Origin of the sequence: Lentilitoribacter sp. Alg239-R112, from assembly GCF_900537175.1 — a bacterium.
GTDB lineage: Bacteria > Pseudomonadota > Alphaproteobacteria > Rhizobiales > Rhizobiaceae > Lentilitoribacter.
On sequence record NZ_LS999834.1, the window covers coordinates 1 to 25,810 of the forward strand.

Consider the following 25,810-nt stretch of genomic DNA (forward strand, 5'->3'; position numbering starts at 1 on the left):
GTCTGTTCTGGGTGCTGATATTGATAGTGATGATGATGGGACGACGTTGATCTATTCAGTTCACGTTGCGCCATCAGAAGGAACAGCGACGATCTCGGGAACATCATTGGTGTTTGATCCAGGTTCAGACTTTCAGGATCTTGGTGATGGTCTAACACGTGATATCATAATCACAGTTCAAGTCACCGATRCSCATGGTGCTAGCGTGAGCAATGATGTTGTGGTGACGGTGACGGGTTCGAATGATGCTCCGATTGTTGCGATTGCCATTRTGGATCAGRTCTCTGATGAGGAYACAGCGTTTAGCTTTACGGTTCCTGCAGGCACATTCTCTGATGCTGAGGGTGATACGCTGACGCTGACAGCAACGCTTGCCAATGATACAGCATTACCAGCATGGCTATTGTTTGATGGCACGACGTTCACAGGCACGCCACCATTGAACTTTGATGGTGCCTTGGATGTTAAAGTCACGGCCAGTGATGGTGTGCTTGATGTGAGCGAGGTGTTTAATCTTGATATTACCAACGTCAACGATACGCCAACTCTATCAGCGGGCATTGGTGCCACGGATGAGGATAGTACGGCCACTGTTGATCTGTCTGTTCTGGGTGCTGATATTGATAATGATGATGATGGGACGACGCTGATCTATTCAGTTCCCGTTGCGCCATCAGAAGGAACAGCGACGATCTCGGGCACATCWTTGGTGTTTGATCCAGGTYCAGACTTTCAGGATCTTGGTGATGGTCAAACACGTGATATCACAATCACAGTTCAAGCAACCGATRCSCATGGTGCTAGCGTGAGCAATGATGTTGTGGTGACGGTGACGGGTTCGAATGATGCTCCGATTGTTGCGATTGCCATTRTGGATCAGGTCTCTGATGAGGATACAGCGTTTAGCTTTACGGTTCCTGCAGGCACATTCTCTGATGCTGAGGGTGATACGCTGACGCTGACAGCAACGCTTGCCAATGATACAGCATTACCAGCATGGCTATYGTTTGATGGCACGACGTTCACAGGCACGCCACCATTGAACTTTGATGGTGCCTTGGATGTTAAAGTCACGGCCAGTGATGGTGTGCTTGATGTGAGCGAGGTGTTTAATCTTGATATTACAGGTGTCAACGACACGCCAACTCTATCAGCAGGCATTGGTGCCACGGATGAGGATAGTACGGCCACTGTTGATCTGTCTGTTCTGGGTGCTGATATTGATAGTGATGATGATGGGACGACGTTGATCTATTCAGTTCCCGTTGCGCCATCAGAAGGAACAGCGACGATCTCGGGCACATCATTGGTGTTTGATCCAGGTTCAGACTTTCAGGACCTTGGTGATGGCCAAACACGTGATATCACAATCACAGTTMAAGCCACCGATRCSCATGGTGCTAGCGTGAGCAATGATGTTGTGGTGACGGTGACGGGTTCGAATGATGCTCCGATTGTTGCGATTGCCATTRTGGATCAGGTCTCTGATGAGGATACAGCGTTTAGCTTTACGGTTCCTGCAGGCACATTCTCTGATGCTGAGGGTGATACGCTGACGCTGACAGCAACGCTTGCCAATGATACAGCATTACCAGCATGGCTATTGTTTGATGGCACGACGTTCACAGGCACGCCACCATTGAACTTTGAAGGTGCCTTGGATGTTAAAGTCACGGCCAGTGATGGTGTGCTTGATGTGAGCGAGGTGTTTAATCTCGATATTACCAATGTCAATGACACGCCAACTCTATCAGCAGGCATTGGTGCCACAGATGAGGATAGTACGGCCACTGTTGATCTATCTGTTCTGGGTGCTGATATTGATAATGATGATGATGGGACGACGCTGATCTATTCAGTTCCCGTTGCGCCATCAGAAGGAACAGCGACGATCTCAGGCACATCATTGGTGTTTGATCCAGGTTCAGACTTTCAGGACCTTGGTGATGGCCAAACACGTGATATCACAATCACAGTTCAAGCCACCGATGCGCATGGTGCTAGCGTGAGCAATGATGTTGTGGTGACGGTGACGGGAATAGATAATAATGACGTCTTTACAAGCACTACTGCTGATGAGAGTTTCATAGGTGGGATAGGCAATGATACATTCGTGTTTGCAGCAAATATGGGCAACGATGTTATTACTGATTTCACAGCTGGTGCGGGTTCAGATGATGTTGTTGAGTTGCAAGGGTTAGCGGCATTTGATACCTATGCCGAGGTTCTCGCGGCTGCAGTTGATGATGGAACCAATACAACAATTACTATTGATGCTGATAATTCTATTGTTTTAAACAATGTGTTAGTTGCTGATCTTCATCAGGATGATTTCAAGTTCATTTAATCTCAGATAAATAGTTCCCAAAGCAGATTAACTTCTGCTTTGGAGTAAATTATGGAAGCATTCACGGGACCTGTGGCGCAAATCTGTTGAAAGAGCTAATTAAACGAAATCGCAAAAATGTGATTTATTTACCCAATTTGTTACCCAAGAAAGAAAATTGTTTGAAAAAAGACAATAAAACAATTTCTTAGTACGAACACAGACGGTCTCCAAAACCGTAGGTCGAGGGTTCGAACCCTTCTGCCCCTGCCATTGTTTTCAGGCACTTAAGCGATTTATTGTAAATCTCCTTAGAGCGGTTTGAGATCTCGATTAAATCGTTATGTGTGCTTTAGGAAAATTGCCAGGTCCATCACATTCGTTCCTGTCGGACCTGTAATGATCAAATCGCCTGCTTGTGCAAGGTAGGAGCCTGAATCAGCGCGTTCTTGTGCTCCTTCTGCGCCAGGTAATTTTAAGTAAGTTTCTCCGTCCAAAAAAGCTCCAGCGGCATCGGTAGGGCCATCCGTTCCATCGGTGCCGGCAACTAAACCAACAATGTCATCCCGCTTGCTTATGTGCCGCGCAATCTCCAACGCGAGCGCTTGGTTGCGGCCACCTCGACCGGGGTTTTGGGGGAGAATTATAGTTGGTTCACCACCGTAGACGTATAATCCGGGTTTCCCATTCATGATTTCATTTGCAATCTGAGCTGCGATTTCGGGTACGTTCGCATACATATTTTCTTCGTTAGAAATAACGGTACGCCCGTTCAATTTGGCATTTTGCTCAATTGCGTTTCGTGCAACCGTATTTGAAGCAACAATGTCGCAACTATACGTAAAGCGTGCGTCATCGGGACGTGAGCCAATTCCTGAACCGATGATCCCTATACTGTCGCCAGCCACATCTGATATGGCGAGAACATTGACTTCTGCGCCTCTATAAGACGCCAGTAATCCACCACCTTTGATAGCAGAAATGGATTTTCGACGTTTGTTGATTTCTTCAATGTCCAAACCTTCGGTCAGCGCAGCACTTGTCAGGGCTTTCAAATCTTCATATCGAAACCCGGTTTTCAGGTGCTCGACAAGTGAGGAAGCGCCTCCTGAAACGAGCATAAGCAGGCGGCTATCTGCGCCACAATTTGTGATGAAATCTAACGCGCCTTTACCTGCGTCCAATGAGGTTTTATCGGGCAGGGGGTGGCTTGTTTCAAGTGCTGTTACATTGCCATTATATATTGCGCGCCCGATATGACCGGTTTTGGTAACGAGATATGTTGGCACGGATTTACGCCATTCACTTGGCAGTCCCTCAAACATTGCGGAGGCAGCTTTCCCAACAGCGAGAATGTGTGTCGGCTGGTGAAGCTTGTTGGTCGTTAGCCATGCATTTACGCTCGCATCGCCTTTAACCGCTGCGACAGCCTCTTTAAAGAGTTGCAATAGTGTATTTCGTTGGGCTTCGTGCATCTTGTAAACTACATCTGAGCATAGGTTTGCCAAGGTGCAAATTCTGCATCACCAATATCAAGTTCTTCTGACCGCGTTTTATTACCTGAGGCTGTCTCCAGCATTGTGTTGAAAATTCGTTGGCCGGCTTCCGCCACCGTTTCGCTTCCATCAGCAAATGTTCCGCAATTGATGTCCATATCGTCCTGCATCCGCTTGTACATCGCGCTATTGGATGCAATCTTGATCGACGGCACGGGCTTATTACCATAGCAGGACCCGCGTCCAGTGGTGAAACAGATCATATTGCAGCCCGAAGCAACTTCTCCGGTGATGGAAACTGGATCATAACCGGGACTGTCGACAAACACCAAGCCCTTCTCGATGATCCTCTCACCATACTGGTAAACACCATTCAAATTTGTTGTCCCTGCTTTAGCAACGGCTCCCAGAGATTTTTCCAAAATTGTCGTCAAGCCGCCCATCTTGTTGCCCGGTGTCGGGTTGTTGTTCATCTCAGAGCCATACTTTTGGGCATGATCTTCCCACCATTCCAACAAATTCACTAGCTTCTGGCCGACCTTGGGCGAGGCTGCGCGATCAGTCAATAGATTTTCAGCCCCGTAGATTTCAGGTGTTTCCGCCAATGCGGCAGTTCCGCCGTTCTTAACTAATAGATCAACAGCATAACCTAACGCTGGGTTGGCGGTTATCCCTGAATACCCATCCGAACCACCACATTGTAACGCGACAGTTAGATGGGACGCGTCGGTTGGCTCGCGCTCGGCCTTATTGGCCTTTTCCAAAGCGGTTTCCAGCCACAATAAACCTTTCTCAATTGATTTGCGTGTGCCACCTCCACTTTGTAGCGTGTAGTAATGAAAACTTTCATCGAGGGGCCTGCCATAAGCTTCAAGCATTAGACGAATTTGGTTGGCCTCACAGCCAAGGCCCAACATCAAGACGGATGCGAAATTAGGATGAGTGGCGTATCCCCAAATTGCGCGCTGGAGCTTGCGAAAAGCGTCGTCATCGGTACCAATGCAGCATCCCGCACCATGAACGATTGGAACAATACCGTCCACACCCGGGTATTTTTCCAACAGGCCCGAAAGCTCGGCTTCTCTTGCCAATAGTTTTGCCGCCGACGCCGAACAGTTTACCGATGTAACAATGCCCACATAGCATCGTTCCGATTCTGCAGTGCCCATTTGACAGCTAGCACCTCTACCTCAAGGCGAACATCGCGCAAGTCTGTCAATTCTTCATACCCCAGGCTTGGCACACCTACCGAGCGGCCTGAGACATTTGCAACCACACCAATGGCAAGAAGCCGCGTCAACGCTTCACGTACGGGGCATTGCGCTGACACCAAAGGCCTCGGCGACACGCGCAACACGAACAGCCTCGCCAGGTGTAAACTCACCTTCTCGCAGTAGCATACACAACCGATCGTAAACTTGATCGTTTAATTTGTCTTTATGGATTGGTTTAGCGTTTTAAACATGTCGCGTGTCTTCGCACATTTTTGGCGTAGAAGTCCAGAGTTCAGTTGGTGATCGTAAATTTACGAGTTAAGTGCTGGTTTCAGAGTGGAAGTCTTTAGAATGCACGTTCGCTAAATTCTTTCGATTCGTGGGAGAACCGCATGTAATAGATAGGTCAAGCTTGATTGACGAATTTTGGACAAACCTATCCAGCTAACCACAATGTGTTTGCTTTCGGTCGATATAGGTAATTTGAACAAGAACGTAGTATTCGCCTTCAAAAGAAACAACGCATCTAATTTATGTTTCCGCCAGAAGTTTAATAATTAATTTGAACACGGTCTAAAAAGTAGGTCGAGGGTTCTAACTCTTCAGCCCCTCACAAGAGCCAATCTATAGTTAGGTCATTATGAGGGGGCTGGGAAGTTCTTAACCCAGAATTCCGGGTAAGTTGAGGTTATGAAGGCGGGCACAATCTTTGGCGTCCTCATATCCAGCATCAGCATGTCGCCACACGCCGGAGGCCGGGTCATTCCAAAGAACGCGGTTTAGTCGCCTTGCGGCATCTTCTGAACCATCGGCTACAATTACGATACCAGAATGTTGAGAAAAGCCCATACCAACACCGCCGCCATGGTGAATGGATACCCACGTCGCGCCAGAGGCCGTGTTGACCAGCGCATTGAGGAGAGGCCAGTCAGATACGGCATCGGACCCATCCATCATAGCTTCAGTCTCGCGGTTTGGCGATGCGACTGAGCCACTATCAAGGTGGTCACGACCAATCACAACGGGTGCTTTTAGTTCGCCGTTTGCCACCATTTCATTGAATTTTAGTCCGGCACGATGGCGATCTCCCAGCCCGATCCAGCATATCCGCGCTGGTAATCCCTGGAACGAAATTCGTTCTTGCGCCATGTCCAGCCAGGTATGCAGATGTTTGTTTTCAGGAAATAATTCTTTCATTGCCGCATCGGTTTTATAGATGTCTTCGGGATCACCCGACAATGCAACCCAACGGAATGGGCCGATACCTTTGCAGAACAGCGGTCGAATATAGGCTGGAACAAAACCCGGGAAAGCGAAAGCGTCTTCCAACCCTTCTTCCAGTGCCATCTGTCGGATATTGTTGCCATAATCTACAGTTGGTACGCCATCATTCCAAAAGTCCACCATGGCAGAAACCTGATATTTCATCGAGGCTCTTGCTGCTTTTTCAACTTCATTGGGGTCAGTTTCGCGCATGTTTTTCCATTGAGCCATCGTCCAGCCTTGCGGTAGATAACCGTTGATTGGATCGTGCGCGGAGGTTTGGTCTGTCACAATATCCGGGCGAATGCCACGATCATAAATCTGCCGAAAAATATCGGCTGCATTACCCAGAAGACCGACAGATTTTGCTTCTCCTGCTGCTGTCCAGCGTTCGATCATCTCAATCGCTTCGTCCAGCGTTTCTGCCTTCTCATCCAGATATTTGGTGCGCAGGCGAAAATCAATACTGTCTGGATTACATTCCACTGCAAGGCAACACGCGCCCGCAAAAACGGCTGCCAGCGGTTGCGCACCGCCCATGCCGCCAAGACCGCCAGTTAAAATCCAGCGACCCTTTAGATCACCATCATAATGTTGCCGACCAGCTTCAATAAAGGTTTCATAGGTGCCTTGAACAATGCCTTGCGTGCCAATGTAAATCCAGCTTCCAGCGGTCATTTGACCGTACATCATAAGGCCTTTGCGATCGAGTTCGTTAAAGTGCTCCCAATTGGCCCAGTGCGGCACAAGATTTGAGTTGGCTATCAAAACACGGGGTGCATCTTTGTGTGTTTGCACAACTGCCACAGGCTTGCCAGATTGCACCAACATGGTTTGGTCTTCATCCAGTTTTTTAAGCGTGTCGACCATCAGGTCAAAATCTTTCCATGTCCGCGCAGCGCGGCCAATGCCACCATAAACCACAAGTTCATGTGGGTTCTCAGCAACATCAGGGTGCAGGTTGTTCATCAACATGCGAAGGGGAGCCTCTGTCGTCCAATGTTTTGCGTTCAACTCTGTGCCTGTTGGCGGATATATGTCACGTGAATTTTTGCGCTGATCGGTCAATTGGGTCTCCAATTTGTCAAGGATATTAAGATGTTGCTTAGAAGGGCACGTAGTGGTTCCGCTCGCTCTGGCAGATACGTCCATGGTGCCTTTTCTATCATGTAGTTGGCTTGCGCAATTTCCATTTGTATTGCGTGGACGCTCGTTTTGGGTTTCCCATAATGGCGTGTTGTCCAGCCGCCTTTAAACCGCCCATTTAAGATATTTGAAAAAATCTCGGAATCTTGGCATTCTTTTGTAACAAGCGCTTCAACGGAGCCGTCGCATGTCGTGCCGTTATTGGTGCCAATGTTAAGATCCGGCAGGCGATTTTCAAACAGAAAGGGAATTTCCCCTCGGATTGAGTGACAGTCATATAGGATAGCAAACCCGTGTTTGGATTTAACTCGCGCTATCTGGTCTGCCAACGCTGTGTGATAGGGCTTGTGGTAACTCTCGCACCGATGATTAATTTCATCCTCATCCGGCTCAAGACCATCTTTATAGATTGTACGACCATCAAAATCAGTCAGCGGACAGAGCGTTGTTGTATTTTGTCCCGGATAGAGGCTTTTTCCCGCTGGATCACGGTTTACATCAATAACATAGCGATGGATAGGAGTGCGCACTGTGGTTGCATCTGCTAGCCCCTTATAGAGTTTATGAATGTGCCAATCGGTGTCGGCCAAAGCTCGGCCGACCGGGTTAAGTTTGTCGGTAATATCATCTGGAACAATAGTTCCCGTGTGCGGCAAACCAAGGATTAAAGGCGAACTACTTTCGGTAATTTCAATATTGATCAAAGCCTCACCTCACAGCTTGCCGCAGCTACTAGGTCACCCTCACGCACTAATTTTGAAGCCAATTCCAAGTCAGCCGCCATATGACGATCTTCATCAAGAGCTGGTACTTTGGCGCGGATACATGCGACCACGGATGCAAGGTTTTGTGCAGTTTTAAGCGGTGCACGTGCTTCAATCCCTTGAGCGGCACAAAGTGCTTCTACGCCCAGTATGGTTGAAAAATTCTTGTTCATACGCATCAAGCGCCGCGCGGCATGAGCTGCCATCGATACATGGTCTTCTTGGTTGGCTGAGGTGGGCGTGCTGTCTGTGGAGCAGGGGTTTGCGAGAAATTTGTTTTCGCTCATGAGTGCTGCGGTTGTAACCTCGGCAATCATAAAACCACTATTAAGACCAGGTTTATGTGTGAGGAATGCAGGCAGACCAAAGCTCATCACCGGATCAACCATCATGGCAACTCGTCTTTGAGATATCGCGCCGATTTCGGCAATTGCGAGCGCGATTTGATCAGCTGCAAATGCCACCGGTTCCGCATGGAAATTACCACCAGAGACAATCATTCCGGCATCAGCTAAAACAAGTGGATTATCGGTCACGGCATTTGCTTCAATCTCCAGTGTTTGGCTGGCAAAACGTAAGATATCTATTGCGGCACCCGCGACTTGCGGCTGGCAACGAATACAATAGGGGTCTTGCACTCGCAGATCGTCCTCACGGTGGCTCTCGCGAATTTCACTTCCTTTGAGCAAACGGCGCGCCTCAGTAGCGGCTTCGATCTGCCCACGATGGCCACGCAATGTGTGAATTTCAGGCTGTAGTGGTGCTGTGGAACCCATAATTGCATCGGTCGACATGGCACCTGTGATTAGTGCAGTGCAGGCCATGCGCCATGCATCAAACAGCGCTGCCAAAGCTGATGCGGTGGAGAATTGCGTACCGTTGATCAGGGCTAGACCTTCCTTCGGGCCAAGGGCGAGGGGTGTAAGTCCCGCCTTTTTAAGAGCTTGTGCACCTGACATGCGAGTACCTTTATAAAAGGCTTCACCTTCTCCAATCATCACAGCTGCCATATGCGCAAGCGGAGCAAGATCACCCGATGCGCCAACGGAGCCTTGCTCAGGGATAAGAGGCAAAACATCCTGCGCAAGCATATCCTCAATGAGTGTCACTGTTTCAAGTGCTACGCCTGATGCGCCGCGCCCGAGGGAAAGAAGCTTAAGCGCCATCATCAAGCGCGTGGTAGATGGTTCAATTGGATCACCCACGCCACAGCTATGTGATAGGATCAGGTTACGCTGTAGGGTGCTTGTATCCTCGTGGGCAATTTTGACCGAAGCGAGTTTTCCAAATCCTGTGTTAACGCCATATACCGCTGCGCTAGCCGCCGCCGCTTTTGCCACCATGCTAAAAGAGGCTTTGATGCCTTGTTGCGCGGTTGGTATGAGTTTTACCGGGCAGGAACTTCGCCAAATGGTTTCCAGTTGCTCGAGTGTAGCTTGTCCTGGGGTGAGGATCATAAAATATGCTTTCCGTTAAAAACACGAGAGTGAAGGGGGTTAAATCCGATACGATAAGCAAGTTCGGATGGATGTGAGATATTCCAAATGGCAAGGTCTGCGCGATTGCCTTTTGTAAGGGTTCCGCAGTCTGTTAGTCCCAATGCACGTGCTGCATTTATGGTTGCGCCACGCAAAGTCTCTTCCGGTGTCATTTTGAACATTGTGCAAGCCATGTTTTTTGCCAAAAGCAAGGAGCACATGGGAGATGAGCCAGGATTGGCATCTGTTGCAACCGCCATATCCACTCCATGAGTGCGAAACGCTTGGATGGGTGGCTGTTTGGTTTCACGCAACGTATAATATGCGCCGGGCAAAATCGTTGCGACGGTGCCTGATTCTGCCATCGCTTTCGCGTCCTCTTCCGTCGCATATTCCAAATGATCTGCCGATAGTGCGCCACGGGACGAAGCCAATTGGGTGCCACCCATATGGCTGAGCTGCTCTGCGTGCAGTTTGACCGGTAGACCTAGATTGTGTGCTGCATCAAAAACTCGACTTATCTGGGCTGTGTTAAAGGCTATGCCTTCGCAAAACCCATCAACAGCATCGACCAATCCTTCTTCATGGGCCGCAGCGAGGGCAGGTATGCAGACCTCATCTATGTAGGCATCTGCTCGATCAATATACTCTTTTGGAACGGCATGAGCGGCAAGAAAACTTGTTTTAATACGCACCGGGCGCAAGGTTGCAAGGCGGCGTGCGGCGCGAAGCATTGAAAGCTCACTTTCAAGCGATAGGCCGTAACCGGATTTGATTTCGATGGTGCTGACCCCTTCGGCCAGCAGAGCATCCAGACGAGGAAGTGCCAATGCAACAAGTTCGTCTTCGTTGGCATTTCTGGTCGCGGATACCGTGGAGTTAATGCCGCCGCCGGCGCGTGCAATCTCTTCATAGCTTGCCCCGAGCAAACGCATCTCAAATTCTTTGGCGCGATTCCCACCATAGATCAGATGTGTGTGGCAATCGATCAAAGCGGGCGTAACGGTGCGACCTTCCAAGTCTATCGGTTCTGCACTGTTCTTTGGTGCATCCATTTGGTGACCGACCCATGCAATTTTACCGTCTTCAATAAAGATTGCCGCATCTTCGATCAGTCCATATGGGCCGTCCAAGGACATGGTTGCAGCGGTTAAATTGTGCAGCAATATTTGCATATTCTACTGAACCTCAAATATATTATGTTTGCTCATTTTTTTATTATGTGCAAACATATAAGAATATACACGAATTGGAGTCAAGAGAACAAAATGCAGAAAATTTGGGCAGAACGTGCACTTACACCGGACGGCTGGCAAACCAATGTTTTGATTGATGTCGATCAAGATGGGAGAATAAAGCAGGTGACGCCCGATTCACCACTAGATGTTGTAGGGGATGCTGAAAAATATAGTTGCATCCTGGCTGCGCCTGCCAATGCCCATTCTCATAGTTTTCAAAGAGCAATGGCTGGATTAACCGAGCAACGCGGCGCAAACAAAAGTGATAGCTTTTGGAGCTGGCGACGCCTCATGTTCCGTTTTTTGGAAGAGATAACACCAGAGCAGGTTCAAGCAATTGCGGCCTATGTACAGATGGAGATGCTGGAAGCAGGATACGCAACGAATGTGGAGTTTCACTACCTTCACCATGCGCAAGGCGGCCAACCCTATGATCAACTTGGCGAAATGGCTATGCGAATTACAGAAGCCGCAAAGCAAACAGGCATCGGTCTATCGCTTTTACCAGTTCATTATCAATATGGTGGATTAAACAAACGCGTTCCCGTGAGTGGTCAGGATCGATTTTGCAACGATTTAGACCGCTTTGTGACATTAGCGTCAGACTGTGCTGGCTTGGTTCGCAATGGCGCAAGTGACTGGTCCAGCGGTGTTGCGCCTCATAGTATGCGTGCTGTTATGCCTTCGGACCTTAAACAAATGGCCACGTTATTTCCAAATGGCCCCATTCACATGCATCTGGCCGAACAAATTCCAGAAGTTGAAGAAGTCGTTTCAGAGCTTGGTTGTCGTCCTGTTGAATGGATTTTGGACCAAATTGGACCAGATGCACGTTGGCATTTTATCCATCTTACGCAGATGTTGCCGCATGAAACAGAACAATTGGCGAAAACTGGTGCAACGGCTGTCTTATGTCCAATTACTGAATCTAGTCTTGGCGATGGTATTTTCGACGGGCCGCGGTGGTTTAATGCAGGTGGTCGCGTTGCCATTGGGTCTGACAGCAATATACGTATCTCTCTTTGTGAGGAATTGCGCACTCTTGATTATTCTCAAAGGCTTCGGGACAATTCTCGCGCGGCATTGGCAACGTCGGAATTTTCAACCGGGCGCAGGCTTTATGATGCCGTCCTGCATGGGGGGGCGGCAAGTGCGGGTCGCCAGACTGGAGCATTAAAAGCAGGTTTCTGGGCCGACATGTTAGCGTTCGATATGAAGCATGCAGATCTTTGCGGACTTCAACAGGACAAACTGATCGATAGTTTTGTCTTTACCGGAGATAACCGGATGATTACAGATGTGTGGAGTGCAGGACGGCATATGGTTTCATCTGGCAGGCATATACATAAAGACGAAATTACCAACGAATATCTACGCGCTGTAATGGGGTTGAGGGAAGAGTTTTGAACCAGATAAGCATTAATTCCTGGCAGGGCGTTCAAGAGGAAGTTCTTCGCCGCATCAGAAACCGTGTTTGGAAGCCCGGCGCGCAAATCCCCAACGAAATGGATCTTGCTAAAGAATTCGAATGTTCTCGCTCCACCGTCAACCGCGCACTCAGAGAGCTTGCCGAAAATGGATTTCTAGAGCGGAAACGAAAGTCGGGTACACGAGTTGCAAGGCATCCCGTTGCAAAAGCTGTTTTAGATATCCAGATCGTGCGACATGAAGTAGAGGATCGCGGGTCCGTTTATAGCTATGGAATGTTAGGGCGCGAAATTAAGATGCCACCAAATGGCGTTACCTTTGCGTTAGAACAATCTCGTGGCGAGGAGATGTTGCATATCGTTGCGCTCCATATGGCTGATGGCGCGCCTTATGCGCTTGAAGATCGCTGGATAAGTCTAAGCACGGTACCGGAAGCTCGAAATGTGGATTTCACCATTCATTCTGCAAATGAATGGCTCTTGGAAAACATCTCGTATGATCGGGCAGCTTTGACAATCTATGCAGGTTCAGCCAGTAAATCCCAACAGGAACATTTGAATATACCGCACAGTTCTCCGCTTATGCATCTAGAAAGACAGACATGGATTGCCAATAAAGCAGTGACTCATGTTATTTTATCTCATATGCCGGGTCATCGTATTGTAAGATCGATAACAAATTAGGTGTTCCGAACCTGGCACTATTGCCTTCTTTTGGCTCCTGAGAATGCGATAATCTCATCTACTAGAATGTCGAGGCCATCAACGATCGAAATGTCCGATTTTATCTGCTTGCTGAGCAATGAAAATTCTGTGCAACCTACCAATATTGCGCAAGCGCCGCGGTTCTTCAGCCGTATAACTTCTTCATTTAGCAAAGCAAGATCATCAGCGCATGGACCGGCCTTCTTAATCCGCTGAATAGACGCTAAGATGGCTGTTGTATTTTTTGGATAAATGGCAGTTAAGCCAACATCCTCAAGCAGCGATTGAAAAAGACCAATTTGTTCTGTGGCAGGAGATGCTAAAATCCCTACTCCTGAGCCTGCGGGAAGTAGCTTTGCAAGATGTGCGCAAGTTAATTTTGGCATGTGAATAAGCGGGATTTCAGAGCTTGCCTCCACCCAATCAGCATAATAGTGCGCTGTATTACAGGGTATAACTAATGCCTCCGCGCCGGCAACTTCAAGGCGCGCTGCCATATCCGCAAGGGTAGGTCCGGGGTTAACCCCGCTTTGTTTAATGAGGTGCTCAATACGAGACGGAACTTGCGGGTTCATGTCTATAATCATCGGAACCTGATCTTTATCATCTTCGGCAAGTGTTGCCCCATGTACACGCTGCATCAATGCAATGGTTGCTTCAACACCCATGCCGCCAAGCATGCCGATGCGGCGCAACTTAACTGACTTTGTATCTTTCATTTGCATTTTATTGAGACGCATGGTGTTCTCCAAAATTTTGTTTTGCTCATATTATCAATTGAAAAATACGTTTCATAATGCGAAATTCCGCATATAATATGCAGAAAATGCAAGTTATGGATGAGGTGAGTTATGCGACTTGAATGGATAGAAGACATATTGGCTGTGCTTGACCATGGCTCACTTGCACACGCTGCGGAAAAAAGGTTTTTGACGCAATCCGCATTCACCCGCCGTATTCGACTTATTGAAAATAGTGTTGGCGCAGTTCTGTTTGATCGCACTCGTAAGCCCGTCACATTAATGCCCGGTGTTGCCGCATTGGAGCCAGAACTACGTGACCTGTGTAGCCGGCTGCAACGTTTGCAAAATACAATGAGAGAAGTATCAAACCCGCATGGTCATACGGTCACAATAGCATGTCAACACGCACTAACAACGCTGCTATCATCAAAACTTGCTGGGGTTCTTCGGCCACAGAAACGAAAAGTACGTGTTCGATCTGGCGATGGTGATGAATGTTTAATGCTTTTACTTTCGGGGGAAGTTGAGTTTGCAATGATGTATGACACGCTTGGTATTCGTAAGGCTGTCCTTCCCAAGGCATTTGAATCTATATCACTTGGAGTGGATACGCTGATACCAGTATGTGCACCATCCATGCGCTCAGCAGCGGAGCAGAATGAAGTTCCAGTCATCAGTTATCCGTCAGATGTGTTCTTGGGGAAGGTGTTTGAACGGGCAATTGTTCCCCAATTGCCATCGGGTGTAACAGTGTACCCCAAAGCTGAAACATCATTGACACTTGCCATGTTACAATTTGCGATTGACGGTTATGGCGTCGCTTGGTTGCCAAAATCGCTTGTTTTTGATCACATAGATGAACAGCGCCTAATCAGTCTCAGCTCAGTTTTGCCTGAACAGGAGTTGGGGATCAAAATGTTCAGTCTTACCGATGCTCGCAATGAACAACATAATTCCGTATGGTTGGATTTGTCAGAAATCTCTCATCATAATTAAGATCATCATTCAAAAATTAATTCAAGATTGATAATCTGTATGGGTTTAATATGCCATATGCTGACAAGTTTCCCCAACCCAGACAGCAAGTTTTATGCTCTTAGTTATTCCAGTTTATGAGTGTTTAATAATACACTTTTTGAGTGTTATCCAGAATATACATCTCGATTTTTCCTTGTTTTCTTTCTGGGCTATCCAACTCTTAACGTGCATATATCAGGCAATATAGCTCAAAAAGTTATAAAATTCAGTCTACTATTTAGCTTAACCTTTTTAAAAAAGGTAATTTTCCTTTTCCATTTAGTGTACCATCACACGTGGGAGTTTTCGTCTATATGCCGGATTCTACCCAATGAACTGATGGATGAGTGTCCGTGAGTTCATATAAAAGGGGACAAAAACAGGAGAAGATATGATGTCTACTAAATTAGTAGTCGGCCTTGACGGACATGGTTCGGGCGAGCGGGCGCTTGCTTATGCCAAAAAACTGGCCGAACTCATTGGCAGCTGTGAAGTGCTGGTCGTTTATGTGGTGGAATGGTCACCATTTTCATTCCAAACCGCAGAAGAAAACGCCGAACGTCATAAACGCAGGGAACAAGAAATTTCCTTGGCTATGGAGCGGGTTGTTGATCCTGCCGTTGCTCAGCTTCGCGACAGCGGTTTAACCGTACGTGGTTTGGTAAAGCATGGTGATGTTGCAGAGACGTTGAGTCGTATTTCTGATGAAGAAAATGCGGAACAAATCATCGTCGCGCGTTCATCTGAAGGGGGGATATCCAACCGTATTTTCGGCAGTTCCACTTCTAACCTGGTTATGAGCGCATCCGTGCCTGTAACCGTCGTAAACTAGGGGGCAGCCAAAATGAAAATGCTTAAAACAATCTCTTTAGCAATAATCACCTTTTTATCTGTTGTCTTGCCGACTTATGCGCAAGAAGCAATGACACTTGATCAAAAAGTAAATGAGGTATTTGCAACTGTAACCGGACCATTTGTAAGTCTGATCTTCGCACCCATTCCGGGGACATCATTCCCCTGGATCGTAATGTGGCTCGTCATAGCTGCGACCGTGTTTACGCTGTATTTCGGGTTTGTTCAGTTCCGTTACTTCAAACATGCGGTCAGCCTTGTTAAGGGTGATTATTCAGACCCAAATGATGCCGGTGAAGTTAGCCATTTCCAAGCTTTGGCAACAGCGCTTTCCGGAACGGTTGGTCTGGGTAACATCGCAGGTGTTGCCGTTGCTGTCGGCATCGGTGGACCCGGTGCAACCTTTTGGATGATCTTGGCTGGCCTTTTAGGTATGGCATCAAAGTTTACCGAATGTACGCTGGGTGTAAAATATAGGAATGAATATGCAGATGGCACCGTTTCCGGTGGCCCGATGTACTATATTTCCAAAGGTTTCAAAGAACTTGGTTTACCAGGTGGTAGATTTCTTGCGGTTCTATTTTCTGTCTTCTGTATCTTGGGTGCACTTGGCGGTGGTAATATGTTCCAGGCCAATCAGGCGCATGCGCAAATTAGCGGAATTGTTGGAGATTATCCGGGTTGGATCACGGGCATTATTTTTGCCGGTGTTGTTTTTGCCGTCATCGTCGGTGGCATCAAGTCAATCGCCAGTGTTACTGAAAAAGTCGTGCCTTTCATGGGTATTCTTTATGTTGGCGCAGCGCTTATAATCCTTCTTGTCAATTATGACAAAATTGGTTGGGCCTTTGGTCAAATCTTCGCTGGTGCATTCACTGGTTTAGGTGTTGCAGGTGGTTTTGTTGGCGCTCTTATTCAGGGTTTCAAACGAGCAGCCTTCTCCAACGAAGCCGGAGTGGGATCTGCAGCGATTGCGCACTCTGCGGTGAAAACCAATGAGCCTATTACTGAGGGGTTTGTGTCACTACTCGAGCCGCTAATCGATACAGTTGTTATTTGTACAATGACGGCGTTGGTTATCACAATCTCCGGTCAGTTGGTTATGGATGCCGAAACCGGAAACTTTGTGCTGAATGAGGCAGGTAATGCTATTCAGACGGTAGGTGGTACATCAGGCGTTGCCCTCACATCTGCAGCCTTCGGAGCATCAATCTCATGGTTCCCGTTTTTGCTTGCAATTGCTGTTGTGTTGTTTGCATTCTCAACCATGATTTCATGGTCGTATTATGGCTTGAAAAGCTGGACATACCTCTTTGGAGAAGGAAAAAGATCTGAACTTACGTTTAAATCAATCTTCTGTATCTTCATTGTGATTGGTGCGGCAGCTAGCTTGGGCCCGGTTATCGATTTCTCTGATGCCGCGATCTTTGCAATGGCAGTTGTCAACATCTTTGCTCTGTACTTCCTGATTGGTTTGGTAAGAAAAGAGCTGGCATCTTATAGTGCGCGCCTAGCGTCGGGCGAGATCAAAAAGTTCAAGTCTTAAGACAACGATCCACGTTGAATTTATAGTTGTTGAGGGCGGCGTAATCGCCGCCCTTTTCATATCCGACTAGCGGTCATTCCAAAAAACGATGAGATTTTCCTTGAAGATTTGTTCACTTTATGTTCTGTAATGTGTGTAATCTAATTAGGGAGAATTTAATGATCAGGGGAAGTTGTCTGTGCGGGAATATTAAGTTTCAAATTTCTGGCGAACCATATTCGCTCAGTTATTGCCACTGTTCAAGATGCCGCAAAGCTGCTGGCGTGTTCTCCGCAGTGCTGATTGGCAAGTCCGATGATCTTGTCATCACGGATGGGCAAGATGAAATTGGTAAATTCAAAGCTGGGCCAGATGCCAAATTTGAGCGGTGTTTTTGTAAGGAATGCGGCACATCATTGGGTGATATGAATTCTGGAGATATATATGTGGTCGCAGCTTCCGCTCTGGATGATGATCCCAAGATACGTCCTTCACTTCACATCCACACAGCTTCAAAACCAGACTGGTATGAAATCGATGATGATTTAAAGAAATTTTCTGGAGACTATGTGTCTGAGGATTAAGTTTCGATGATTTTCGTATCGTTCACACAAATACTTTAATGAAATTAATAACTTGAAGAGGGTCGTCGATTAGCTGCTAAAAGGTGTTTGTTTTATCGGTAATCAGGAATAGAATAGTTAATCAGGTGTTTTCTAAGACATTTGTCGAAGAAAGAAATAAAGGTCCCAAAATTGTTCATGAAATCTGAAGTTTCGCTGAAACAAGCGCAGGCTTTCCCATTGTATAAACGACCGGAAGCTATGCTGGTTCTCATGGCATTTGCCACGATGATGACATTTTCAACGTGGATGGCCGTTGCTGCCAATTTTGTTATTGAGGTCGTTAAATTTGACGGATCAGACAATGGTTGGATGCACACAGTGCGAGAAATTCCGGGTTTTCTGGCGTTTCTGGCGATTTTCATCTATGCGCTCATTCGTGAACAATCCTTTGGCATTATGTCGCTGTTTCTTCTTGGATTAGGCTCGGCATTGACCGCAGAATTCCCCACCCAACAGGGCGTTTTGGTTATTACATTCGTTTCATCTTTAGGGTTTCATTATTATCAAACCGTGGCGCAAAGCCTGCAATTACAATGGCTGGCAAAAGAAAAAGCACCGCAAGTACTTGGCTGGATTGTATCCGCAGGGGCCTTTGGTGCACTCATCTCCTATGCAGCTATTATAGGTCTTTGGGAGCTGTTTGATCTGGACTATAGAACTGTCTATTGGGCCTCTGGCAGTGTATCAATGATTATTGCGCTTTATTGCTGGTTTGCATTTCCCAATTTTCGACCAGACACCGTTCAAAGTCGGAAGGTTGTGCTTAAGAAGCGTTACTGGCTTTATTATGCGCTGGTCTTTATGGGCGGTGCGCGGCGGCAAATCTTCGTGGTTTTCGCCGCTTTCATGATGGTCGAATTGTATGGTTTTCAACTCCACCATATTGCTGGCCTTATGTTGATCAACCACCTGACGACAATGATCGCAAGTCCGTTAGTGGGCAAAATGATTGCCAGAATGGGCGAGCGATTCTCTCTTATTGTTGAGTATATAGGTCTTTTAGGTGTTTTCTTGCTGTATGCAGGTGTTTACTGGTTTAGCTGGCCATGGGAAGTGGCAGCGGTGCTTTACATTATCGATCATATATTATTTGCCATGGCATTTGCGCAAAAAACCTATTTCCAGAAGATTGCAAGCCCGGAAGATCAAGCTGCAACGGCAGCCGTTGCATTTACGATCAATCACATCGCTGCGGTTTTCTTACCTGCCGCCCTTGGGTATCTTTGGCTGTATGACCCGTCCATGGTTTATACGCTTGCCGCATTAATGGCGTGTGTGTCTTTGGTCTTGGCAACTTTAGTCCCTCGTTTCCCAACAGATGGACATGAAACGATTTTCAAAAGACTGATACCAAGTCAAGCTTGATCACATTGTGAAACTTTGCCCGGTGGATTAATGTGCAGACTAGCTTTTCTGCTTGAAAAACACGAATCGTGCTATAAAAGGAGCCAGACGTAATGGTTCGCGTAACTGACGATATGTATTTTCGTCGCCAGAGCCTAATTTTGTACACAATCTTGGCATAAATTTTCTCCACCTTGGGGATTTCATAATGACTGACCACTGCGGCATATAAGGGTTAAATAGAATCAAATGATGCGTCTTATCGGCTACTTTTTTGGCATCGGAACAATCTTTTTCTTCATCATTGCAGCTGCCGTTGCCTGGTATGTATCTGATGTAACCAAAGATCTTCCTGATTTCGAAGTTTTGAACTCCTACGCACCTCCTGTGACAACACGGGTTCACTCATCAACAGGTGAGCTGATGGCAGAATATGCCCGTGAACGACGCCTTTACCTGCCCATTCAGGCCGTTCCAGATCGTGTGAAAGCTGCTTTTATTTCCGCAGAAGATAAGAATTTCTACTCTCACGGTGGTATGGATTGGCAAGGTTTTGCGCGTGCTATTGTTACCAATGTTGAAAATTACGGCAAAGGTCGCCGTTTGGTTGGCGCATCGACAATTACGCAACAAGTGGCCAAAAACTTCCTTCTGACTTCTGACCAAACAATTGACCGAAAAATCAAGGAAGCCATTCTCTCATTCCGCATTGAAGAAGCCTATAGTAAAGATCGCATTTTGGAGCTTTACCTCAATGAGATCTTCTTTGGTCTAGGCTCTTACGGCATTGCTGGCGCTGCGCTGACTTACTATGATAAATCGGTCAATGAGTTGGAATTGCACGAAATTGCTTATTTGGCTGCCTTGCCAAAGGGGCCTTCCAATTACCATCCTTATCGTAAAACCGAAGCAGCTATTGAGCGGCGTAATTATGTTATCGATCGGATGATGGACAATGGTTATGTTTCTTTTGAAGAGGCAAAAAAAGCAAAAGAGAAAAAACTGGATGTAAACCCGCGTCCGCGTGGCAATTATCTCTTTGCATCTGAATATTTTTCGGAAGAGGTCCGCCGACGTTTAATTGGTAGGTTTGGTGATGAAGCGCTGTATGAAAGTGGTTTATCCGTTCGCACGACGCTTGATCCCAAAATACAGGCTGCAGCCCGCAATGCGCTTCAAAATGGCCTCATGCGATTTGACCAGCAACGTGGTTATCGCGGTGCTATTCAACAGGTTGATGTTAATCTTGATTGGGGCGAGGCTTTATCGAAGATAGATAGATTGTCTGACTTGCCGAGTTGGAATTTAGCTGTTGTCTTGGCCGCATCGGATGAGGATGCAGAACTGGGCCTTAACCCGGGCAAGAATGTTGCAGGCAATGTGAAAAAAGCGCGCGAGCAAATTTCCATTTCGGGTAGCACGATGAAATGGGCATTTACAATTTCCGAAGATGGAAAACGTCGCAAAGTTAAGAAGGTTAGTGATATTCTTCTTCCTGGAGATGTCGTCTACGTTCAGAAAACAGAAAACAAAGATGGAGAAGAGTATTGGCGTCTTCGCCAGTTGCCGGAAATTCAGGGCGGCCTAGTTGCTATGGATCCTCATACAGGTCGAGTTTTGGCCATGGTTGGTGGTTTCTCCTATGCGCAAAGTGAATTTAACCGCGCCACGCAAGCAATGCGTCAGCCAGGCTCTTCATTTAAGCCTTTTGTATATGCGGCAGCACTAGACAATGGATATACACCGGCCTCTGTGGTTTTAGATGCCCCAATTGAGCTTGTTTCCGGTGGTAAGGTTTGGAGACCTAAGAACTATGGTGGCGGTTCGGCTGGCCCATCAACTTTGCGTCTTGGAATTGAGAAATCCCGTAACCTGATGACGGTACGTCTTGCCAATGACATGGGCATGCCCCTTGTTGCAGAATATTCGGAACGTTTCGGCCTTTATGATGAATTGTACCCTGTTTTGGCGGCTTCTCTTGGTTCGGCTGAAACAACAGTTATGCGCATGGTGTCAGCTTATTCAGTGTTGGCAAATGGTGGTAAGCAGATCACACCATCATTGATTGACCGTATTCAAGATCGCTATGGACGCACAATTTTCCGCCACGAGCAGCGCGTTTGTGAAGCTTGCTCGGCAACGGCATGGCTTTCACAGGAAGAGCCGGAAATCACAGATACGCGTGAACAGGTTCTAGATCCAATGACTGCCTATCAAATTACGTCCATGATGGAAGGCGTTGTCAGACGCGGAACTGCGGCAGGTAAAATCAAGCTTAACCAGCCAACAGCGGGTAAAACCGGAACCACAAATGACGAGCGCGATGCTTGGTTCGTGGGCTATACGCCTGATCTCGTTGCTGGCGTTTACATTGGTTATGATACGCCAAGACCAATGGGGCGCGGGTCAACAGGTGGTGGCTTAGCTGCACCAGTTTTCAATGAGTTTATGAAAACGGCTCTTAAAGATGCGCATCCTGTCGAGTTTCGTATTCCACAGGGGATGAAGTTCATTCCAATTAACCGCAAAACAGGTATGGAGGCATTTGAGGGCGAGCAAGACGTAATCTTGGAAGCATTTAAGCCTGGTACCGGTCCTGCAGATATTTTCTCTGTAATTGGCATGGAAGATTTTGCGACAGGCGATGAAATTTTGGAAGTATCGCCACAAGCTAATAGAGCCGTTGGTTCCGGGACGGGTGGTCTCTACTAGGCGTCTTGCGCTTACCCCAATATGGTTGAAACCAAAGCTTTACATTCATTCGGTTGATGACTAAGTTCCGCGCTGAAGCTCGGGACTAACATCGGGCAACATTCATTTTCTATAGATAATCCAATACGAATAGATAAAAAATGCGCGCAGAAATACAAGCACTTGCCGATGACATTGAGCAGACAATCGGGCTGCTAAGGAGGCATCTTTGACTGGGATCAAGCCATTAAGAGATTCGGCTATCTAAACAACAAAGCCGAAGATCCAACATTATGGGATGATCCAACTGAAGCGCAAAAACTCATGCGAGAGCGTCAGTTCTTGGAAGAGTCTATCAATGGACTGAATAATCTGGAATCTCAACTTTCTGATAATGTTGAGTTGATAGAGATGGGCGAAGAAGAGGGCGATAGTGATATCGTTACCGAGGCCGAAGATGCTCTTCGCGCATTGCAGGCTGATGCCGCCAAACAACAGCTGCAATCTCTGCTCTCCGGCGAAGCGGATGCAAATGACGCCTATTTGGAAGTTCATTCCGGCGCTGGTGGAACGGAAAGTCAGGACTGGGCAAACATGTTGTTGCGCATGTATACACGTTGGGCCGAGCGCAGCGGCATGAAAGTGGAACTCATGGAGATCCATGATGGTGAAGAGGCGGGTATTAAATCTGCCACATTACACATCAAAGGCCACAATGCGTATGGTTGGTTGAAAACAGAATCAGGTGTGCATCGCCTTGTACGTATTTCACCGTTTGATAGTAATGCGCGTCGGCACACGTCATTTTCCAGTATTTGGGTGTATCCCGTTATTGATGATTCAATCAATATCGAAATCGCAGAGAGTGATTGCCGTATCGATACATATCGCGCATCGGGCGCGGGCGGTCAACACATTAATACGACTGATTCCGCAGTTCGGATTACCCACCAACCCACAGGCATAGTGGTACAGTGTCAGCAAGAGCGTTCACAACATAAAAACAAGGCAAAAGCTTGGGATATGTTGCGAGCTCGGCTTTATGAGAACGAGCTTAAAAAGCGTGAAGATGCTGCAAACGCCGAGGCTGAGTCAAAATCCGAAATTGGTTGGGGGCACCAAATTCGCTCTTATGTTTTGCAGCCATATCAGCTCGTCAAAGATCTTCGAACTGCGTATGAAAGCACGTCTCCAAATGACGTGTTGGATGGAAAGCTTGACGGCTTTATGGAAGCAACACTTGCGCATCGTGCCTTTGGCGGCAATGTCAGTGTCGAAGATATCGATTAAATTCAATGCTTTAAATGAGTTATATGAATCAATTTGATAGGTGCAGATGCTTAAAGTGGCAACACAATTCAGGCTCTAGAATACACTCAGTGTGCTCCCCAAGACATATATCCAATAGATTACGATACCGCAGATCAGTAGAAAAACTGCGCTGGAACCTAGATCTTTTGTCCGTTTTGCAAAATCGGAAATTTCGGGTGAAATCCTATCGACAATATTTTCTATTGCCGTGTTAAGGGCTTCGACTGCGATAACCATAAGCAGTAATATGGACATGGTGACAAAGTGAATGGCGCTTGCGCCAACAAGAGTAAAAGAAATCAGCACCAGAAGAGATAGGATGAGTTCTTGCCTAAGGGCAGGCTCTTTCATAAGCACCAGAAGGCCATCAATCGAGTAGCCTATTGCTGAAAATATGCGCTTTAGTCCCGTATGTTTCACGATCAGCAATCTCTACCTCGGTCTAGTTTGAAGCCTGTTCAATAAAAATATCATCTAAATCATCAACATAGATAGAATAGGTCGTAGGTTCGACAATGCTTGGATCGGTTTTTAGATAGACATATGCAGCAAAGCCTGCATTTGAACTGCTGCCTGTAGAGCTTTCAGGGCGCATGTCTGTGATATAGGCATTCATTGCAGATACTTCTTCCAGTTCAAGTGTGAGAACCTCTTCAGGTCCCTGATCCGTATTTGCAATTTTTTGAAGGAACAAAGCACTTGTATTATCTTGTTGGCGAAATGCTGACAGGCGGTAATAGCCTTTGCGTGTCGTGGCGGTGCCGTCTACCTCAAGCTCTTCAGCCCAAGAGCCTCCGCTAATGGTAAAAAGAAGTCGAGTTGGGAGTGCAAGCGCTTCCTCTAGTGTTTGTGCGCTCAGCGTCTGTATATTGAGCGACAACATGCTGGTGCTAAAAGCAATGCTGAGTGCGAGGGCTATAATAAATTTTTTAAACATGCGACTACATTCTCCAAAATCAGTAATCTGATGTCAGAATCAATAGCACAATTTCGTGTCAAAAATGAGCTTTTAACTCGCTTTTGCGCTGATCAACATGAATGCTGGGATTTCATCACCAAAACCTACAGGCGTTGGCCCATCATCTCTGTCATTTTTTCGGCGATTATTGTTGCGTGGTTTTTTTACGTTGTCGTTGCGGTTGTTGCCAACGCTGCTAACCACGTTTTCTGAGGTTGTATCCAGTGTGTTATTTGATCGTACTGGCGCTGCCGCTTCATTAGTATCCTGCTTTTTTGGCTTGCGAGTGCGTTTCGCAGGTTTGGCTTTAGCGTCCTCCGGCGCGCTATTTTTTGTGTCGCCAGCTAGTTCAAAGTACTCAATCTTAGTGTTGATAAGTGCCTCGATAGCATCGATATATTTTTTGTCAGACTTACCGATCATTGTAAAAGCGGCTCCCTCGCGACCAGCACGACCCGTGCGGCCAATGCGGTGTACATAATCTTCTGCATGCGTAGGCGCATCATAGTTGAATACATGGCTTACTGCGGGGATATCAAGCCCACGTGCAGCAACGTCGGAGGCAACCAAGAACTTGATTTCATTGTCCTTAAAGCCTTGCAATGTCGTCATACGCGAACGTTGATCCATGTCACCATGAAGTGCGCCAACCGAAAACCCATGACGCTCTAACGATCTGTGGAGGTCAGCAACGCTTTTCTTTCGGTTACAAAAGATTATACCATTTTGCACATCTTCTTGAGTGCGGATTAATTCGCGTAGAGTCTCGCGCTTTTCATAGTCTTTAGATTTACACTTCACCAAACGCTGGGTTACTGTCGCTGCAGTAGAAGATGGTGGCGCGACTTCGATACGTGTTGGGTTCTGCAAGAACTGATCCGCTAATGTTTGAATTACTGGCGGCATAGTTGCGGAGAAAAACAATGTTTGGCGTGTAAACGGAATAAGTTTTGCAATTCGCTCAATGTCAGGAATAAAGCCCATATCCAGCATGCGGTCAGCTTCATCGATCACAAGCAATTCTACACCTGTCATCAAAAGCTTGCCGCGTTCACAATGATCGAGCAATCGGCCAGGTGTCGCAATCAACACATCCGCGCCACGCTCAAGTTTACGATCTTGCTCGGCAAATGAGACGCCGCCAATAAGAAGCGCAACATTGAGGCGTAAATTTTTGCCATACTTGTCGAAATTTTCGGCGACTTGAGCAGCTAACTCACGAGTTGGTTCCAAGATCAAGGTGCGCGGCATACGCGCTCTAGCTCGGCCTTTTTCAAGAAGCGTTAGCATTGGTAAAACAAATGAGGCTGTCTTACCCGTACCAGTTTGAGCTATCCCCAAAACATCTTTACGCTGCAATGCTGGTGGAATTGCTCCCGCCTGAATTGGTGTTGGGGTTGTATAACCAGCATCTTCAACTGCTGTTAGTACTTTAGTGCTAAGTCCGAGATCTGAAAAAGTTGTCAAATGCAGCTAGCTTCCGTTTTTAAAGTTTAAATTAACGTTTTATGCCACTTAATTTTACCGTGGCGTAGTAGCTAACAGCTCTAAAGTCAAGAAATTGCAGGCGCTTTGCGCAATGTTTTTGATCCATTGTGGCAATGATATGACATTAGCCCCAGAGTAAGGTTTTTGATAATGGCGGAATGATGGTGAATTTAGTTGGAGTTCACGTGAGAAATCGTA

21 protein-coding genes are annotated in these 25,810 nt (G+C 46.9%); 10 read left to right on the forward strand and 11 right to left on the reverse strand.

Features of this window, described 5'->3' with window-relative positions:
• A partial coding sequence (locus G3W54_RS13250; RefSeq protein ID WP_162653709.1) for a putative Ig domain-containing protein occupies positions 1-2,347 on the forward strand: 2,347 nt, incomplete at its 5' end.
• 320 nt (positions 2,348-2,667) lie between these two features.
• Here the strand turns inward: G3W54_RS13250 and G3W54_RS13255 are convergent.
• The 7 genes from G3W54_RS13255 to hutI form a co-directional block, all read right to left on the reverse strand.
• Complete coding sequence (locus tag G3W54_RS13255; protein ID WP_162653710.1) at positions 2,668-3,774, reverse strand: DUF4147 domain-containing protein; 1,107 nt, start codon at positions 3,772-3,774, stop codon at positions 2,668-2,670.
• A gap of 35 nt (positions 3,775-3,809) precedes the next feature.
• On the reverse strand, positions 3,810-4,991 hold the full coding sequence (locus G3W54_RS13260) for a UxaA family hydrolase (protein ID WP_162653711.1): 1,182 nt from the start codon (positions 4,989-4,991) through the stop codon (positions 3,810-3,812).
• On the reverse strand, positions 4,940-5,152 hold the full coding sequence (locus G3W54_RS13265; RefSeq protein WP_162653712.1) for a hypothetical protein: 213 nt from the start codon (positions 5,150-5,152) through the stop codon (positions 4,940-4,942). Before G3W54_RS13265 ends, G3W54_RS13260 begins: the two co-directional genes overlap by 52 nt.
• A 544-nt stretch (positions 5,153-5,696) precedes the next feature.
• The gene (hutU, locus tag G3W54_RS13275; RefSeq protein ID WP_162653714.1) at positions 5,697-7,367 is read right to left on the reverse strand and encodes a urocanate hydratase; all 1,671 of its coding nucleotides are present in this window, start codon (positions 7,365-7,367) and stop codon (positions 5,697-5,699) included.
• Complete coding sequence (hutG, locus tag G3W54_RS13280; protein ID WP_162653715.1) at positions 7,364-8,149, reverse strand: N-formylglutamate deformylase; 786 nt, start codon at positions 8,147-8,149, stop codon at positions 7,364-7,366. Before hutG ends, hutU begins: the two co-directional genes overlap by 4 nt.
• A complete protein-coding gene (gene hutH / locus G3W54_RS13285; RefSeq protein WP_162653716.1) occupies positions 8,146-9,666 on the reverse strand; it encodes a histidine ammonia-lyase in 1,521 nt (506 codons plus the stop codon). Before hutH ends, hutG begins: the two co-directional genes overlap by 4 nt.
• Positions 9,663-10,862, reverse strand: coding sequence for an imidazolonepropionase (gene hutI / locus G3W54_RS13290; protein WP_162653717.1), 1,200 nt, complete (start codon positions 10,860-10,862; stop codon positions 9,663-9,665). The genes hutH and hutI overlap by 4 nt, the downstream gene beginning before the upstream one ends.
• 93 nt (positions 10,863-10,955) lie before the next feature.
• Here hutI and G3W54_RS13295 point away from each other — a divergent pair, with 93 nt between their 5' ends.
• Together G3W54_RS13295 and G3W54_RS13300 are read left to right on the forward strand one after the other, a co-directional pair.
• On the forward strand, positions 10,956-12,332 hold the full coding sequence (locus tag G3W54_RS13295) for a formimidoylglutamate deiminase (RefSeq protein ID WP_162653718.1): 1,377 nt from the start codon (positions 10,956-10,958) through the stop codon (positions 12,330-12,332).
• Positions 12,329-13,036, forward strand: a complete 708-nt coding sequence (locus G3W54_RS13300; protein WP_197742868.1) for a GntR family transcriptional regulator — start codon at positions 12,329-12,331, stop codon at positions 13,034-13,036. The genes G3W54_RS13295 and G3W54_RS13300 overlap by 4 nt, the downstream gene beginning before the upstream one ends.
• Positions 13,037-13,053: 17 nt before the next feature.
• Here the strand turns inward: G3W54_RS13300 and G3W54_RS13305 are convergent, their stop codons facing one another.
• The gene (locus G3W54_RS13305; protein WP_197742869.1) at positions 13,054-13,797 is read right to left on the reverse strand and encodes an amino acid racemase; all 744 of its coding nucleotides are present in this window, start codon (positions 13,795-13,797) and stop codon (positions 13,054-13,056) included.
• A gap of 111 nt (positions 13,798-13,908) precedes the next feature.
• Here G3W54_RS13305 and G3W54_RS13310 point away from each other — a divergent pair, with 111 nt between their 5' ends.
• The 7 genes from G3W54_RS13310 (at position 13,909) to prfB (ending at position 23,145) form a co-directional block, all read left to right on the forward strand.
• Positions 13,909-14,796 carry a LysR family transcriptional regulator gene (locus tag G3W54_RS13310; protein WP_162653719.1) on the forward strand — a complete coding sequence of 296 codons (888 nt, stop codon included), beginning with the start codon at positions 13,909-13,911 and terminating at the stop codon, positions 14,794-14,796.
• A 412-nt stretch (positions 14,797-15,208) separates the two neighbouring features.
• The gene (locus G3W54_RS13315; RefSeq protein WP_244627933.1) at positions 15,209-15,649 is read left to right on the forward strand and encodes a universal stress protein; all 441 of its coding nucleotides are present in this window, start codon (positions 15,209-15,211) and stop codon (positions 15,647-15,649) included.
• An 18-nt stretch (positions 15,650-15,667) separates the two neighbouring features.
• The gene (locus G3W54_RS13320) at positions 15,668-17,215 is read left to right on the forward strand and encodes an alanine/glycine:cation symporter family protein (protein WP_197742884.1); all 1,548 of its coding nucleotides are present in this window, start codon (positions 15,668-15,670) and stop codon (positions 17,213-17,215) included.
• A gap of 158 nt (positions 17,216-17,373) precedes the next feature.
• A complete protein-coding gene (locus tag G3W54_RS13325) occupies positions 17,374-17,778 on the forward strand; it encodes a GFA family protein (protein ID WP_162653722.1) in 405 nt (134 codons plus the stop codon).
• Positions 17,779-17,955: 177 nt separating this feature from the next.
• Positions 17,956-19,185 (forward strand): MFS transporter, encoded by a 1,230-nt coding sequence (locus tag G3W54_RS13330; protein WP_162653723.1) that lies wholly within the window; start codon positions 17,956-17,958, stop codon positions 19,183-19,185.
• Between the two features lie 228 nt (positions 19,186-19,413).
• A complete protein-coding gene (locus G3W54_RS13335; protein ID WP_162653724.1) occupies positions 19,414-21,876 on the forward strand; it encodes a penicillin-binding protein 1A in 2,463 nt (820 codons plus the stop codon).
• Positions 21,877-22,016: 140 nt separating this feature from the next.
• Positions 22,017-23,145, forward strand: a protein-coding gene (prfB, locus tag G3W54_RS13340) for a peptide chain release factor 2 (protein WP_162653725.1) whose coding sequence is annotated in 2 segments (ribosomal slippage) — positions 22,017-22,085 and positions 22,087-23,145 — 1,128 coding nt in all. Because the reading frame shifts where the segments join, the coding sequence is not laid out codon by codon here.
• Between the two features lie 75 nt (positions 23,146-23,220).
• Here prfB and G3W54_RS13345 read toward each other — a convergent pair.
• From G3W54_RS13345 to G3W54_RS13355, 3 genes are all read right to left on the reverse strand, one after another.
• Positions 23,221-23,586 carry a diacylglycerol kinase gene (locus G3W54_RS13345; RefSeq protein ID WP_162653726.1) on the reverse strand — a complete coding sequence of 122 codons (366 nt, stop codon included), beginning with the start codon at positions 23,584-23,586 and terminating at the stop codon, positions 23,221-23,223.
• A 22-nt stretch (positions 23,587-23,608) separates the two neighbouring features.
• The gene (locus tag G3W54_RS13350; protein ID WP_162653727.1) at positions 23,609-24,103 is read right to left on the reverse strand and encodes a hypothetical protein; all 495 of its coding nucleotides are present in this window, start codon (positions 24,101-24,103) and stop codon (positions 23,609-23,611) included.
• Positions 24,104-24,175: 72 nt separating this feature from the next.
• A complete protein-coding gene (locus tag G3W54_RS13355) occupies positions 24,176-25,591 on the reverse strand; it encodes a DEAD/DEAH box helicase (protein ID WP_162653728.1) in 1,416 nt (471 codons plus the stop codon).
• Positions 25,592-25,810 lie beyond the last annotated feature (219 nt).